The sequence below is a fragment of the Planomonospora sp. ID67723 genome, from assembly GCF_015711605.1.
GTDB lineage: Bacteria > Actinomycetota > Actinomycetes > Streptosporangiales > Streptosporangiaceae > Planomonospora_A.
This window is the reverse complement of record NZ_JABTEZ010000001.1, coordinates 1653602-1667594: the sequence shown is the minus strand read 5'-3', so window position 1 is coordinate 1667594 and position 13993 is coordinate 1653602. Positions and strand designations below refer to the sequence as shown.

The window sequence follows — 13993 nt, the reverse complement described above, 5'->3', positions numbered from 1 at the left end:
GCGTCGTCACAGATCTTCGAGGAGTCCCATATGCGAATCCGCTCAGGCAAGAAGCGTTCCGGGAAGAGCACCCCCGGCAAGAACCACGATCTCCCGCTCCCCGAGCGGTCGATGCCGCCAGTGCCCCGGCAGATGCCCAGACCGCACCTGCCGGTGAGGCCGACCCAGCAGCCGCGCCGGATCCCCGGCAAGGGCGGCCGCTGAAGAGGGGACGCCGCGGCCCGCGCCCACTACGCGGGCCGCGGCGTCCACCTTCCCGCACACGGACGGCGACGTCCGCCCTCTCACGGGCGGACCGCGGCGCCCGCCTCCCCGCGTGCAACGGGCGGCGCCGAGAGCCCGCCAGCCCCGGCGCCGCCCGTCGTCCTGGGCGACCCGGATCCGGAGCCGCCGGGCTCCGGAGGTTCTCCTAGAGCCGCTCGATGATGGTGACGTTGGCCTGGCCGCCGCCCTCGCACATCGTCTGCAGGCCGTACCGGCCGCCGGTGCGCTCCAGCTCGTGCAGGAGCTTGGTCATCAGGATCGCGCCGGTGCCGCCGAGCGGGTGTCCCAGGGCGATCGCGCCGCCGTTCGGGTTCACCTTGGCCGGGTCGGCGCCGATCTCCTTCAGCCACGCCAGCGGGACCGGGGCGAACGCCTCGTTGATCTCGGTGACGTCGATGTCGTCGATCGACAGGCCGGCCCTCTTGAGCGCCTTCTGCGTCGCCGGGATCGGCGCGGTCAGCATGTAGACCGGGTCGTCGCCGGTGAGCGCCAGGGTGACGATGCGGGCGCGCGGGGTCAGGCCGTGGTCGCGGACCGCCTGCTCGGAGGCGATCAGCAGCGCGCCGGAGCCGTCGGAGATCTGCGAGGAGGTGGCCGCGGTGATCTGGCCGCCCTCGCGCAGGGTCTTCAGACCGGCCATCTTCTCCAGCGTGGTGTCCGGGCGCGGGCCCTCGTCGTCCTCGACTCCGTTGATCGGGGCGATCTGGTCCTTGAAGTAGCCGTTGGCGATCGCCTTGGCCGCCCGCTGGTGGCTCTCGTAGGCGAAGCGCTCCAGCTCCTCGCGCTTGAGGTCCCACTTCTCGCACATGAGCTCGGCCCCGCGGAACTGGGAGATCTCCTGCTTGCCGTACCGCTCGACCCACTTCTCGCCGAAGGGGAAGGGCATGCCCTTCTCCAGCGCGGCGGTGATGCTCGATCCCATGGGGACGATGCTCATGGACTCCACGCCCGCGGCCACCACGAGGTCCTGGGTGCCGGAGAGCACACCCTGGGCGGCGAAGTGGATCGACTGCTGGGAGGAGCCGCACTGGCGGTCGATGGTCACGCCGGCGACGCTCTCCGGCAGGCCCGCCGAGAGCCAGGCGTTGCGCGCGATGTCCATGCTCTGCGGGCCGAACTGCATGACGCAGCCCATGATGACGTCCTCGACCGCGGCCGGGTCGACTCCGGTGCGGTCGACCAGTGCCTTCAGGGTGTGCGCGGCCAGATCGGTGGGGTGGACGGCGGACAGGCCGCCCTTCTTCTTGCCGACCGGGGTACGGACCGCCCCGACGATGTACGCCTCTGCCACAGTGCCTCCTGGGTTCCGTCCCTGACTCAAACCGAGCAATGTTCGGTCAGTAGGAGGTTACAACAGAACTTTCCTCCGCGCCTTCCCGGAACCGGCCGGAGGCGAGGAGGATCGGGAGCCCTGCACCAGGCGCCGGCATCCCGCCGGGGCGGGGAGATCGCGGATCCGGGCAGGGCGGCCGGTCAGTCCTGACGACGCAGTTCGGCGTTGATGCGCAGGGCCTCCTGGAGCTGGTCCTCCAGGATGATGATGCGGCAGGCGGCTTCCAGGGCGGTGCCCTGGTCGACCAGCTCCCTGACGCGGGCGGCCAGACGCAGTTGATAGCGGGAGTAGCGGCGGTGGCCCCCCTCGGAGCGCTGCGGCTCGATCAGCTTCGCCTTGCCGAGGCTGCGCAGGAAGGCCGGAGTGGTGCCGAGGATCTCCGCGGCACGCCCCATGCTGTAGGCGGGGTAATCCTCGTCGTCGAGTTTTTCGCCGGTGGTGACGGGGGATGCGGAGCCGACCGTCTCGTCGATGCCGGCCGTCTTCTGGGGCCTGCGGCCCGACCCGCCGGCCGACGTCATCTGCGCTTGATCCATACAGCCTTTCCAGACACGGACAGGGGCCCCGGCGCCATGACGCGCCGGGGCCCGAACGAGGTTCAACACCATCTACCGGCCATCTGGCCGGCCTGTCATTTCCGCAGTGACCGCCCGATGGAGCGGTAGTGCGGGGATCGCGTATGCGTGACCGTAGACCACCGTCCTATCCGTGGAACTGCGGTACCCGTGCGACGAAACCCAGTCGGCGACGGGCGATCCCGATGGCGTTCAACACTCCTTTCACTCATCCTGCTTGTTTGAACTCACAACACTGCGGCAGCGCGTCCACGGCCCGAGCCCTTCGACTGCACCGGCCCCGGCACGTCCGACCTTCTGCCGTCTATCTGTGCCATCCACGTTCGTCCGGGCAGTCCGTCGTGTTGCCTACTGCTCTGCCCTCGTGGAACATCCCTTGCGACAGCAGTAAGACTACCCGTAGGCAATCCGAATGTCTACATCGACCACTACAGATTTTCGGTCATGAAGGGGTCATGGCGATCCAGTGGGCTGTTCGGGACGGCGGCGCGTGCGGTTCAGGACGCACGGTGCAGCACGACGTAGCCGTCGCGCTCGAAGACCTTGCGATAACCCTCGCTCAGCGCCTGGTCGACCCGCTGGCGCTGGACGTCGTGGGACGGGAAGGGATAGCTCCACCGGCCCACGTCCGCCACGATCCACGGCGAGCCGTACGGCGTCGCACCCCAGAGCAGCACCGTCGTCCGCGAGGTGAGCGCGGGCCCGACGTGGTTGACCGCCTCGACGACCACCCCGTCCGGGACCGCGGCCGCCGCCTGCCGGGCCGCCGCGACGTGCGGCTCGCCCTCGTAGAAGGACCACTCGGCGAGGTTGCCGAGCGCGAACCTGGGGATCAGCGTGATGCCTATCGCACAGATCGCGACCGCCCAGTGGCGGCCGAGCCTCCGGCCGCCGAACCGCCCGCCGTACCGCCTGCCCAGCAGCTTCCCCAACCGGTCCGTCCCGTCGACCGCGGCGCAGAAGAGGATGGCCACGACGAACGCGTTGTAGTGGTGGTCGGGCCCCCACCACTGCGCCCTGTCGCCCAGGAACCGCTCGGCGACCAGCGGGACCGCGGCCAGGGTGAGCGGCGAGAGCAGCGCGGTCAGCAGGACCGGCCAGAGCAGGAGGGCGAGGGTGTCGACCTTGATCTCCGGGCTGACCACCTGCCAGAGCGCGCCGAGGGGGTCGCGCGCGAGGCCCAGGAACACCTCGCCCAGGGTCGCCCCCCACCTGCCGTAGGCCCAGTGGAAGCCCGCCTCGCCCGAACCCGCCAGCGGCATGAGGACGTTGCGGACCATCATCAGCGCGCCGAGGGAGAACAGCACGAACGCCGTGCCCTCCCAGCGCCGCCGGGTGACGAACAGGTAGACCCCGAAGCCCGCGACGAGCAGGCCCATGTCCTCCTTGACCAGCAGCAGGCCGAACGCGGCCAGGGCGCCGGGCGCCATCCGGCCGGCGTCGAACCGCTCGATCATGATCGCGCTCAGCAGCGGGACGAAGGCCGCCTCGTGGACGTCGAACCCCGCGGCCTGCGCGACCGGCCACGACACCACGTAGGCCACCGCGACCAGGTGCGCGCAGGACGCGCCGAGGCGCCGCTCCGCGTAGCGCCAGATCGGGATCGCGGCCAGCGCCAGCAGCACCGCCTGGGCGACGATCAGCGTCTGGGGCCCGTCGTGGATCCAGTACAGCGGCGCCAGGACGGCGACGATCGGCGAGAAGTGGTCGGCGAGCTGGACGAAATCCATACCCCGGCCGTAGTACATGCCGACCGAGGGCTCCAGCGGCGGCCCGAAGCCCGCGTAACCGCGCACGGCCTGGTCGAAGATGACCAGGTCGAAGGTGCTCGCCCGGAAGGTGTTCAGCTTGACCAGGCCGAGGACGGCGTAGGCGGTCGCGGCCACCGTGACGACCGCGCCCAGCACCAGCGCGTGCAGCCGCCGCCACGGCAGCCCCGCGGCTGCCGGGAGCGCCTCGCCGGCCCCTCCCGCCCCGGTCTGCGCCGGGCGTCCTGCCTTCCCCGTCTCCTCCGCGCCGGGGAGCGTGTCCGCGCTCATGCCCGCCGCGTGCCCGTCATCGTCGCGTAGACGATGACGTTGTCGGTGTAGTGGCCGGTCAGCCGGTCGTAGACCCCGCCGCACGTGATCAGGTGAAGCTGGGGGTCGGGCGACTCGCCGTACACCCGCTGCGTCGGGAACACCGATTTCTCCGCCTGTTCGAGCCCGCCCACGGTGAACACCGCGATCACGCCGTCCTGCCGGTGCACCTCGATGACGTCGCCGTTGCGGATCTCGCCGAGGCGGCTGAACACCGCGCCTCCCGACCGGGTGTCCTTGTGCCCCAGCATGATCGCCGGTCCCGCCTCCCCCGCCGTGGGTCCTTCCCGGAACCAGCCGACGAGGTTGGCGTTGTTCACCGGGGGCACCTGGATCGCCCCCTTCGCGTCCAGCCCGACGGACCTGATCGGCGCGCTGACGCCGAGCCTCGGGATGACCAGGCGCTTCGGCGTCGAGGGCAGCATCGCGGGGGCCGCCGGGACGGTCGGCTGCGGCGGCGGCACGGTCGGAGGGGCCGAGAAGTACGGCTCCCCGGCTCCCGCCGGGTTCTGCGCGCGCGGCGGCAGCGCGACCCGATCGTCGGCCAGGCCGTACTGCTCGGGCGAGGCCAGCAGGTAGAACACCCCGACCAGCACCGTCACCACCCCGGCGATCGCCGCGAGGATCAGCACCGACCGCAGCACCCGCCCGCCGCCGGCCGGGTCGTCGTAGCCGGGATCCGGCGGGCCCGGGTGGCCGGGGAGCGGATAGCCGGGCTGCGGGTGCGCGGGCAGGTAGGCCGGGCCCGGATATCCGGGCAGCCCGGGGACCGCCTGCGGGCGCCCCTGCCGCGGGCGGACGGGCGGCTGCCGGTACGGCTGCGCGGGCCCGGCGGGGGCCCCGCCCGGCGCGGGAGGGCCCGGCCGCCGGCCGTCCGGTGTGGGCGTGGTCATTGCCCTGCCTCGGTCATCCCCTTGCCCCGGTCATCTTCTCTCCCCCGATCGTCTTGTCCGCCGGCCGTCCCGGTCGCCTTCCCCGGTCAGCCCCTGGAGGCCGTACGGCGTCGCAGCACCAGGCCGCCGACCGCCGCTCCCGCGACCATGAGCGCTCCGCTCAGCATGATCACCCGGGCGTCCGGCCCGGCGTCGCCTCCCCCGCCGGTGGACGCCCCGCCGTCGGGGGTTCTGTCGATCTGGCGCGTCCTGGAGGGCTTCGCCGTGACGGTCTCGAACACGGTGATCGTCGGCTTCACCGACGCGGTGGCGGTGTTCGTCGGCGCCGGCGTCGCCGTCCCGGTGCTCGTGTTCGTCGGGGTCCCCGTCGAGGCGGTCGTCGGCTTCACCGTGATCAGCAGCGCGGCCGCCGCTGCCTCCGCCGTGGCGGACACCGTGCAGGTGAGCAGCTCGCCCCCGGCGCCGTTCTCGGTCCCGGTCGCCGGGACCAGGTAGAGGTCGAAGGCGTCCGGCTGGACGGCGATGACGCCGGTCGCCGTCGGGGTCATCGTGATCAGCAGGTTGGGCGGCTGGAGCGCGGCGCCCTGCGTGATCGCGGCGGCGGGGGCCGTGGCCGCGACGGAGCGGAGCTCCGAGGGGACGATCGTGGGGCTGGCGCTGATCACCACGTCGCCGCTGACGACGAGCCTCTCGGTGTTGGGGATCGCCGAGGGCGCGGTAACGATCGGCGCAGCGGTGCCGATCCTCCAGGTCGCGACGACCGTGGAGCTCGGCGTCGGCGCGGCCGGGCCGGTCAGGTCCATCTGGAACTTGTAGGTGGCCGGTGCGCTGCCGGCCCCCGTGCAGGTGTAGGTCACGGGCTTGGGCGCCGTCACCATGGAGGCGAGCGCCGGGACGGCACCGAAGAGGACACCCATGCCCACTGCCGCGATGGTCGCCGTCTTGGCCATGACGCGCCGTCGCGTCTTGGACTTCAGCACGGTCTCTCTCCGTTTCGGTGCGGTTGACCGGCCTGGGCACTACCCACGATTCCAGCCGATGGTCACGGTCCGCCCTAGATCTTATGAAGCCCCGCCAAGAAGCGGGAGCCCGTCGGCAAAACGGGCATAAATTCCCTCCCGCCCCAGGGTGTTCAACCCCAAGGAAGCCGAGCGTCCGAAAAAGCCTCGGCACACCGGCCGACTCACCTCTCATCAGTTATAAGTGTACTAGTAACTAGTACACTTATAACTACTACGATTACATCCGAGGTCGCCAATGATCGAGAAGCCGGAGCGGGTCTTCAACCGGGCCGCCGAATGGTCCGAACTGGTCGCCTTCGCCGGGTCGGCCAGCCCCCACGTCCGCCTGGGCGTTGTGAGCGGCAGACGGCGGCAGGGAAAAACCTACCTTCTCGAAGCCCTCGCCGAGGCGACCGGCGGTTTCCACTTCACCGCCCAGGAGGCCACCTCGGCCGACTCGCTGCGCGAGTTCGGAGCCGCGCTGGCCGACCACACCGGTGGCCGGGCACCGTACGCGCTGGAGAACTGGGACGACGCCCTGCGCGTTCTCTTCGAGACCGTGCCCCGAGGCGTCGTCGTCATCGACGAGTTCCCCTACCTGATCAAGGCCCACGGGTCCATCCCCTCGCTGGTTCAGCGAGCCCTGGACCCGCGGGGCTGGGCGCACCGGGGCAGCGAGGCCCGGTTGCTCCTGTGCGGCTCCGCCATGTCGGTGATGGGACGGCTGCTCTCGGGAAACGCCCCCCTCCGGGGAAGAGCGGCCCTGGAACTGGTGATCAGGCCCTTCGACTACCGTACGGCCGCGCGGTTCTGGGGCATCGACGATCCCCGGCTCGCCGTCCTCGTGCATTCCGTGGTCGGCGGCACACCCGCCTACCGGCACGCGTTCGTGCGGGAGGACGTTCCGGCCTCCGTGGGCGACTTCGACGACTGGGTCACGCGGACCGTGCTCAACCCGAGCGTGCCCCTGTTCCGAGAGGCCCGGTACCTGCTGGCGGAGGAGGCCGACATCAGGGAACCGGCGCTCTACAACTCCGTGCTGGGCTCCATCGCCTCGGGAAACACCACCAGAGGCGGTATCGCCGGTCACATCGGCCGGAAGGCCACCGAGATCGCGCACCCGCTCACCGTGCTGGAGGACGCCGGGCTGATCACGCGTCAGATCGACCCGTTCCACGGCAGGCGCTCCAGTTTCCGCATCTCCGAACCGCTGATCACCTTCTACGAGGCCGTCATGCGCAGGGAGTGGACCCGGCTGGAGCGCGGGAACCACGTCGCCGCGTGGAACAACTCCCAGGCCACCTTCCTCTCCCAGGTGGTGGGCCCTCATTTCGAGTGGCTGTGCCGCGAGTGGGCGCTGGACGCGGGACCGGAGGTGTTCGGCGAGCTGCCGGGAGAGGTCGCCGAGGGGGTGGTGCCCGACCCGGTCAACCGGACGCAGATCCAGATCGACGTCGCGGTGCTGTCGGCCGCCCTCCCCGGAGAGAAACGCAGAGTGCTCTCCCTCGGCGAGTGCAAGTGGGACAGGCCGATGGGGCTGCGCCACCTGGAGCGGCTGCGGCGGGCTCGTGACCTCCTGAGCGTCAAGGGATACGACACCTCCGGCACCGTCCTGACCTGCTACGGCGGTGCCGAGTTCGACGCCGAGCTGAGGGCCGTGGCCGCGGCGGACCCCCGGGTTCTCCTGGTGGACCTGGCCACGCTGTACGGCTGAGGCCGTATCCGGTCCTCCAACAGTGGGCCTGATCATCTCCAACGGATGATCAACCCTGGGTGGCCCGGCGGAGAACGGGGAAAGAGCCTGGTCCCGGTCCCGTCGACCCTGGAGGAACCATGAGGCTCCCGGCCCGCCCGCACCAGCTTCCGGCCCGGCTCGCCGCCGGCGCGCTCATCCTGAACTCGGGCCTGACCAAGGCCTCCGCCGACAAGGAGACCGCGGCCCAGCTCCACGGGATGGCGGCGGGCGCCTACCCGTTCCTGAAGGACATGGACCCGGAGGACTTCGCCAGGCTGCTCTCCAGGGCGGAGATCGCCATCGGCGCGGCGCTGATCATCCCGGTCGTGCCGTCGATGCTGGCGGGCGCCGCGCTCACCGCCTTCGCCGGCGGGCTGCTCGGGCTCTACCTCAAGACACCGGGCATGCGCCAGGAGGGCGGCCTGCGCCCCACCCACCAGGGCATGGCCCTGGCCAAGGACATCTGGCTGCTCGGGATCGGCGCCGGGCTGGTCGCCGAGGAGCTCTGCCGCGACTGACCCAGCCCGCGCCGCCGTTTGGACCGTTCCCGCAGGTATGCGACGAATATGCGCAAGTCGCCCTTTTCTGGGATAAGGTGCTGCGCAATCTGCCCGGAGTCGCGCCATGGGGGACGTCGCGTGTCAGTGGCCCAGCAACCCAACGATCTCACCCCTCGGCTTCTCGGCACGTCGCTCTGGCAGGACGGGATGCTCCACGAGGCGGGCATCCCGGTCCACGACGTCCCGTTCGTCTCGGTGGGCGGCGGGCTCGGCTCCTTCATCATGACCGACGTGCTGCGGATCTGCGGGGTCCCGACGTCGTCGATCAAGGTGCTGTCGAACAGCGACACTCCATGGCAGACGTGGGAGTACCTCACCCGCGCCTCCCAGCTCCCTCCCGGGGAGCGCATCCGCTCCGACGCCGGGGCCCGGCCGGACAACATCTGGGGCTTCCCGTCGTACGCCGTCCACGAGGCGTGGCAGGACAGGTCGCCGAAGCTGCTCTGGCAGGTCCTGGTGGAACCGATCCTCACCGACTTCTTCAGCCCCAGGGCCGCGACGGTCTTCGCCACGGTCAAGCGTGAGGCCGACCGGATCTCCTACTGGGACATGCTCGCCAAGGGCCAGGTGAGGATGGTCCGCCGCCGGGCCGGGGGCGGCTACTTCACGCTCCTCACCCCGCCCGCCGGGACGGCGCCCACCAAGCGGGTGGCGATCCGCTCGCAGTACGTGCACCTGGCGGTCGGCTACCCGGGCCTGAAGTTCCTGGAGGACCTGCAGCGCTTCCGGGAGACCTACGACGACTACCACCGCGTCGTCAACGCCTACGAGCCGCACGAGCACGTCTACGAGTCCCTCAAGAAGCGGCCGGGCACGGTGGTGGTGCGGGGCGCCGGGATCGTCGCCTCGCGCGTGCTCCAGCGCCTGATGGACGACCGGGAGCGGTACGGCCTGCACACCCAGATCGTGCACATGTTCCGCACGTTCGTGACCGGGCCGCACGGCTCGGGTCCGTGGATGCGCCGCCCCGGCGGCGACGGCTGGGCCTACCAGGCGTTCACCTTCCCCAAGTCCGCCTTCGGCGGCCAGCTGAAGGCGCAGTTCCGCCGGCTGGAGGGGGAGAAGCGGGCGGCGCTGGCCAAGGCCGTCGGCGGCACCACCACGCCGAAGCTGCGCCGCTGGCAGGAGCAGATGCGCCAGGGCCGCCAGGGCAACTGGTACCACCCGATCCAGGCCGTGGTCGACAAGGTGGAGCCGGCCCCGGACGGCCGGCTGGTCAGCCACACCAGCAGCAACGACGGCGGGTACGGCCGTTACGTCTCGGACTTCATCATCGACTGCACCGGGCTGGAGGCCGACATGCCCGAGCACCGGGTCCTGGCCGACCTGCTGGAGCACGGCGGCGCGCGGCGCAACGGCGCGGGCCGTCTGGCGGTCGGGGAGAACTTCGAGGTGACCGGTACGGCGAGCGGGGGCGGCGCGCTGTACGCCTCCGGCGCGGCCGTGGCCGGCAACCACTTCCCGGCCGTGGACAGCTTCCTGGGCATGCAGACCGCCGCGCTGGACATCGCCGCCGACCTCGCCCGGCGCGGGTTCTGCGCCGACCTCGGTCCGGCGCGGTCGTTCGGCCAGTGGCTCAAGTGGGTCACCGGCCGCCCCGTCTGACCCCTCTCGCCCGGTCCGTCCTGCCCTCCCGATCCGACCCGCCTGCTCCGAGGAGCGTCAGCCGTGATTCCCACCCTCGCCGGCCGTCTCCAGACCCGGATCTTCCTGCTCGCCACCGTCGGCGTGGTCCTGACGGCGCTGGTCGTCCCGGTGCTGCCGGGCACCACCGGCTCCCCGGCCCGGACGTACGCCACCGCGTACCTCATCCTCCTCGCGGTCGCCGTACTGGGCCTGGGCTGGGAGCTCGTCTACCACCTGCTCATGCAGTTCCGCTGGGACAAGGACTGGCCGACGATCTTCGGGCTGCTCACGATCGTCCCCGAGGGCCTGCTCGTCTGGGTCCTGCTGGACCTCGGCATGATCCCCGGCGTCCCCGGTCCGGTCGCCTTCTCCACGTTCGCGGTCATGTTCGGGTTCGTCTGGATCGGCCAGTGGCTGTTCGTCAACGGCCCGATACGGGTGTTCTTCGTGCAGTGGCGGCTGCGCGGCGGGCGGGTCGTCTGAGGCTCAAGCGAGTCGCAAGTGGCGGATGGTGAGCTGTGTGACGAACCAAAACGGTGCAACACGCATCAAATCCACAGGCATCCCGCAGTAAGGGTCATACTGAGTCCTCATCTGCGGATGTCCGCAACCCCCTGACGACCGCGATCCCGAGGGAACTCATGAGCACACGGCCCGTGGGCGGCATCGACTTCGCCCATCCGCTCGCTTTCTGGACCGGATTCCTCGCCTGTGTGGCGGGAGTGGCCCTGCACCTGCCGATGTACCTGCACGCCGCGGACATGGGATACCACATGGCGGGCATGCCGATGGACATGCCGATGATGGTCGGCATGGGCCTGATCGTCGTCGGGCTGGCGGTGACCGCGTACGGGCTGGTCCCGCGTGACCTGAAGGCCGCCAGGCAGGCGGGTGAGCGGCGCATCCGCGTCAAGGACGACGCCAGGCTGCGCCCCGCGCACCTGGGGCTGATCCTCGTGATGACGGCCGCCGTCACCATCGACGCGATGAAGCCGATCACGCTGGCGTTCGTCGCCCCCGGCATGGGCAAGGAGTACGGCCTCAAGTCGGTCCTCAACCCGGACGGCGACCTGCCCGTCGCCCTCCTGCCGCTGTTCGGGCTCACCGGCACGGTTCTTGGATCGTTCCTGTGGGGGTGGCTGGGCGACCGCATCGGCCGCCGGTCGGCCATCCTCCTGGCCGGAGTGATGTTCGTGACCACCGCGGTCTGCGGCGCGATGCCGTCCTTCGGCTGGAACCTGGCGATGTGCATGATGATGGGGCTCGCCGCCGGCGGCATGCTGCCCATCACCTTCTCGCTGCTGGCCGAGACGATCCCCGGCCGCCACCGGGGCTGGGTCATGGTCCTCATCGGCGGCAACCTGGCCCTGGCGTACGTCCTGACGAGCTGGCTGTCGTCGGAGCTCATCCCGCTCTACTCGTGGCGGGCGCTGTGGCTGCTGGGCATGCCCACCGGCGTGCTCCTCATCCTGCTGAACCGCTGGATCCCCGAGTCGCCCCGCTTCCTGCTGGCCCACGGCCGCGAGGCCGAGGCGCGGGCCATCATGGTCCGGTACGGCTCCGCCGAGGCGGCCGACGCCGAGATCGAGCAGGTGCCCGCCGAGGAGGACGCCCACGCCGGCGCCGGCGACAGCGGCGGTTACGGCCCGCTGTTCCGCAGGCCGTTCGCCGGCCTCAGCCTCGCGGTGGTGATCCTGGGCCTGAGCATCGGCCTGGTCACCTACGGCTTCCAGCTCTGGATCCCGTCCAACCTGCAGAAGCTGGGCCTCGCCCAGCAAGCGGCCGACCGGGCCCTGCGGGACTCGGCCCTGCTGGGCCTGCCGCTGGTCTTCGTCGCCGCCGCGATGTACGGGCTGTGGAGCGCGAAGAAGACCATCATCGTGCTGACCGCCCTGGTGGGAGCGGCTCTGCTCGCCTTCTCCGTGGCCGGTGAGACGCTGGCGCAGGACGGCACCTGGCTGTACGTGCTGCTCGCCGGGCCGATCGTCGGCACCGCCACGATCGCCGCGGTGCTGGCGGCCTACAGCTCGGAGGTCTACCCGACGCGGATCCGCTCCCGGGGCTCGGGCCTGTCGGCGGGCGTCGGCAAGTTCGGCGGCGTCGCGGTCACCGCGGTCCTGGTCGCCGGGCTCACCGTCCCCTCGATCGGCGCCACCGCGCTCCTCGGCGCGGTCCCGCTGGTCCTGGCCGTCGTCGCGGTCGTCTTCTTCGGCGTCGAGACCCGCACCGGCGCCTCGGCGAAGCTCCCGGAGCCCGTACAGGCGTGACCGCCTGGCCCCGGAGACCGCCGGCCGGCGGGAACGGGCGCCGGTGTCAGAAGTTCTTCGAGCGGCGCAGGGCGGGCGGGCGGCCGTCGGGATCCACCGCGATCCGGTACAGCGGCGCGGCCAGCACCCTGCGCAGGCGGCCCAGCCTCGGCGGCGCGTGCGGGCGCAGCCGTCCCGGCGGCCGCGGCCCCCGGCAGCCGTCGCGGTGCCACCTCTCCAGGCGCTCCGCCGACTCGGCGAACGCGTCGAAGGTGACCACGGGGTCGCACAGGTCGTCCACGTCGCCGGGGTCTCGGTCCAGGTGCTCGGCGGCCAGGTCGAGGCGCAGTTCCCGGGCGAACCTGCGGGCTCCGGCCGGCGGGCGCGGGTCGGGCTCCTCGTCGATCACCGCGCAGCTCAGCTCCGAGTCGTAGGTCCACGACCGCAGGTTGACGTTGTCCGAGCCGACCGACGCCCACACGTCGTCGACCACGCACACCTTGGCGTGCACGTACACCGGCGTGCCCGCGTGGTTCTCCAGGTCGTAGACCGCGATCCGGTCCCCGCCCGCCTCCTGCAGCCTGGCCAGCGCGTCGGCCCTGCCGATCAGGCTGGCGGGCCCGGCGAGCCAGCCGTCCTGGTCGGGGTGGCGCGGGACAACGATGATCATGCGGAGCTCCGGCTCCCGCTCCAGCGCCCCGGCGAAGGGCTCGATCACCTCGGTGGACCACAGGTACTGGTCCTCCAGGTAGACCAGCGAGCGCGCCGCCCGCAGCACCTTGTGGTAGGCCCTGGCCACGCTCCGCTCCCCCTGCGGCGCGAACGGGTAGGCGCTGCGCCGGTGCGGGTAGGTCCGCAGGAGCTGTACGGCGTGCGTCCCCACGGGCTCGGGAGGCGGCCCCGGGTCGGGCAGCGGCGGCTCGTCGTCCATCCGCGCGAAGTGGTCGCGGAGCCGTTTGATCGGATGGCGGGTCTCGGGGGCGGGGTCCTGCCAGCGCTCGCAGAAGACCTTCTCCACCTCGCCCACGGCCGGGCCCTGGATCATCACCTGGACGTCGTGCCAGGGCGGCCGGTCGCCGTACGCCCGCGGCATGGCCACGGTCTGCCCATCCCCCCGGTGCTCGGCGTCGTCGCGGCGGCTGTGGCACAGGTCGATGCCCCCGACGAAGGCCACGTCCTCGGCGGAGTCCTCGTCGTGGCGCAGGATGACGAACTTCTGGTGGTGCGACCCGCCCGGCCGTACCCGGGTGTCGAGCAGGCACTGGCCGCCGGCGGCCTCGACGTCCTCGCCGAGGTGCCGGTTCTCCTCGGAGGAGAACCGCAGCCAGTCGAGGTGCGAGCGCCAGATCAGCCCCCTGACCAGGGCCCCTCTGGCCGCCGCCTGCGCCATCACCTGCGCGACCCCCGGACCGTCCTCGGTGAGCAGCTCGTCGGGGTCTCCGCGCCAGTCGGCGAACAGCAGCAGGTCGTTCTTGCCGAGGCGGTCCACGCGGGCCTTCAGCTCGGCGTAGTAGGCGGCGCCGTGGATGAGCGGGCGCACGAGGTTCCCGGTCGTCCAGGCGTGGAGCTTGGTAGCCGGATTGTCCCGCTCCTCGGCGGTGAGGAACCAGTCGTCGAATCTCACCCGTTCCGGCTACCCGCCCGCCGTACGGTCATGCCGGCAAGGACCGCCCGGCACAGGC

12 protein-coding genes are annotated in these 13993 nt (G+C 71.4%); 6 read left to right on the top strand and 6 right to left on the bottom strand.

From position 1 onward, the window contains the following. Positions 1-30 precede the first annotated feature (30 nt). A complete protein-coding gene (locus HS041_RS07970) occupies positions 31-204 on the top strand; it encodes a hypothetical protein (protein WP_196439837.1) in 174 nt (57 codons plus the stop codon). Between the two features lie 205 nt (positions 205-409). On the opposite strand, the gene HS041_RS07965 is transcribed toward HS041_RS07970, so the two are convergent. From HS041_RS07965 to HS041_RS07945, 5 genes are all read right to left on the bottom strand, one after another. Further along, entirely contained in the window at positions 410-1555 is a 1146-nt protein-coding gene (locus tag HS041_RS07965; protein WP_196439836.1) for an acetyl-CoA C-acetyltransferase, read from the bottom strand. Positions 1556-1737: 182 nt separating this feature from the next. Next, positions 1738-1992: a helix-turn-helix domain-containing protein gene (locus HS041_RS40390; protein WP_374058839.1), complete on the bottom strand. Its 255-nt coding sequence runs from the start codon at positions 1990-1992 to the stop codon at positions 1738-1740. 677 nt (positions 1993-2669) lie between these two features. Beyond that, positions 2670-4211: a DUF2079 domain-containing protein gene (locus HS041_RS07955; protein ID WP_196439835.1), complete on the bottom strand. Its 1542-nt coding sequence runs from the start codon at positions 4209-4211 to the stop codon at positions 2670-2672. Further along, positions 4208-5143 (bottom strand): class F sortase, encoded by a 936-nt coding sequence (locus tag HS041_RS07950; RefSeq protein ID WP_196439834.1) that lies wholly within the window; start codon positions 5141-5143, stop codon positions 4208-4210. Before HS041_RS07950 ends, HS041_RS07955 begins: the two co-directional genes overlap by 4 nt. Positions 5144-5229: 86 nt before the next feature. Beyond that, a complete protein-coding gene (locus HS041_RS07945; protein WP_196439833.1) occupies positions 5230-6123 on the bottom strand; it encodes a hypothetical protein in 894 nt (297 codons plus the stop codon). 277 nt (positions 6124-6400) lie between these two features. On the opposite strand from HS041_RS07945, the gene HS041_RS07940 reads away from it, so the two are divergent. The 5 genes from HS041_RS07940 (at position 6401) to HS041_RS07920 (ending at position 12332) form a co-directional block, all read left to right on the top strand. Then, positions 6401-7858, top strand: coding sequence for an AAA family ATPase (locus HS041_RS07940; protein ID WP_230878466.1), 1458 nt, complete (start codon positions 6401-6403; stop codon positions 7856-7858). A gap of 119 nt (positions 7859-7977) precedes the next feature. After that, positions 7978-8397, top strand: a complete 420-nt coding sequence (locus HS041_RS07935) for a hypothetical protein (RefSeq protein ID WP_196439832.1) — start codon at positions 7978-7980, stop codon at positions 8395-8397. A gap of 120 nt (positions 8398-8517) precedes the next feature. Further along, positions 8518-10044 (top strand): hypothetical protein, encoded by a 1527-nt coding sequence (locus HS041_RS07930; RefSeq protein ID WP_196439831.1) that lies wholly within the window; start codon positions 8518-8520, stop codon positions 10042-10044. Positions 10045-10107: 63 nt separating this feature from the next. Next, complete coding sequence (locus HS041_RS07925; RefSeq protein WP_196439830.1) at positions 10108-10548, top strand: hypothetical protein; 441 nt, start codon at positions 10108-10110, stop codon at positions 10546-10548. 158 nt (positions 10549-10706) lie between these two features. Beyond that, positions 10707-12332: an MFS transporter gene (locus HS041_RS07920; RefSeq protein WP_196439829.1), complete on the top strand. Its 1626-nt coding sequence runs from the start codon at positions 10707-10709 to the stop codon at positions 12330-12332. Between the two features lie 46 nt (positions 12333-12378). On the opposite strand, the gene HS041_RS07915 is transcribed toward HS041_RS07920, so the two are convergent. Further along, a complete protein-coding gene (locus HS041_RS07915; protein WP_196439828.1) occupies positions 12379-13935 on the bottom strand; it encodes a phospholipase D family protein in 1557 nt (518 codons plus the stop codon). Between the last annotated feature and the right edge of the window lie 58 nt (positions 13936-13993).

Bases quoted from the DNA above. Each gene is read 5' to 3' on its own strand.
- HS041_RS07940 (WP_230878466.1), top strand. From the start codon at position 6,401: ATGATCGAGAAGCCGGAGCGGGTCTTCAACCGGGCCGCCGAATGGTCC.
- HS041_RS40390 (WP_374058839.1), bottom strand. From the start codon at position 1,992: ATGGGGCGTGCCGCGGAGATCCTCGGCACCACTCCGGCCTTCCTGCGC.
- HS041_RS07955 (WP_196439835.1), bottom strand. From the start codon at position 4,211: ATGAGCGCGGACACGCTCCCCGGCGCGGAGGAGACGGGGAAGGCAGGA.
- HS041_RS07920 (WP_196439829.1), top strand. From the start codon at position 10,707: ATGAGCACACGGCCCGTGGGCGGCATCGACTTCGCCCATCCGCTCGCT.
- HS041_RS07935 (WP_196439832.1), top strand. From the start codon at position 7,978: ATGAGGCTCCCGGCCCGCCCGCACCAGCTTCCGGCCCGGCTCGCCGCC.
- HS041_RS07950 (WP_196439834.1), bottom strand. From the start codon at position 5,143: ATGACCACGCCCACACCGGACGGCCGGCGGCCGGGCCCTCCCGCGCCG.
- HS041_RS07970 (WP_196439837.1), top strand. From the start codon at position 31: ATGCGAATCCGCTCAGGCAAGAAGCGTTCCGGGAAGAGCACCCCCGGC.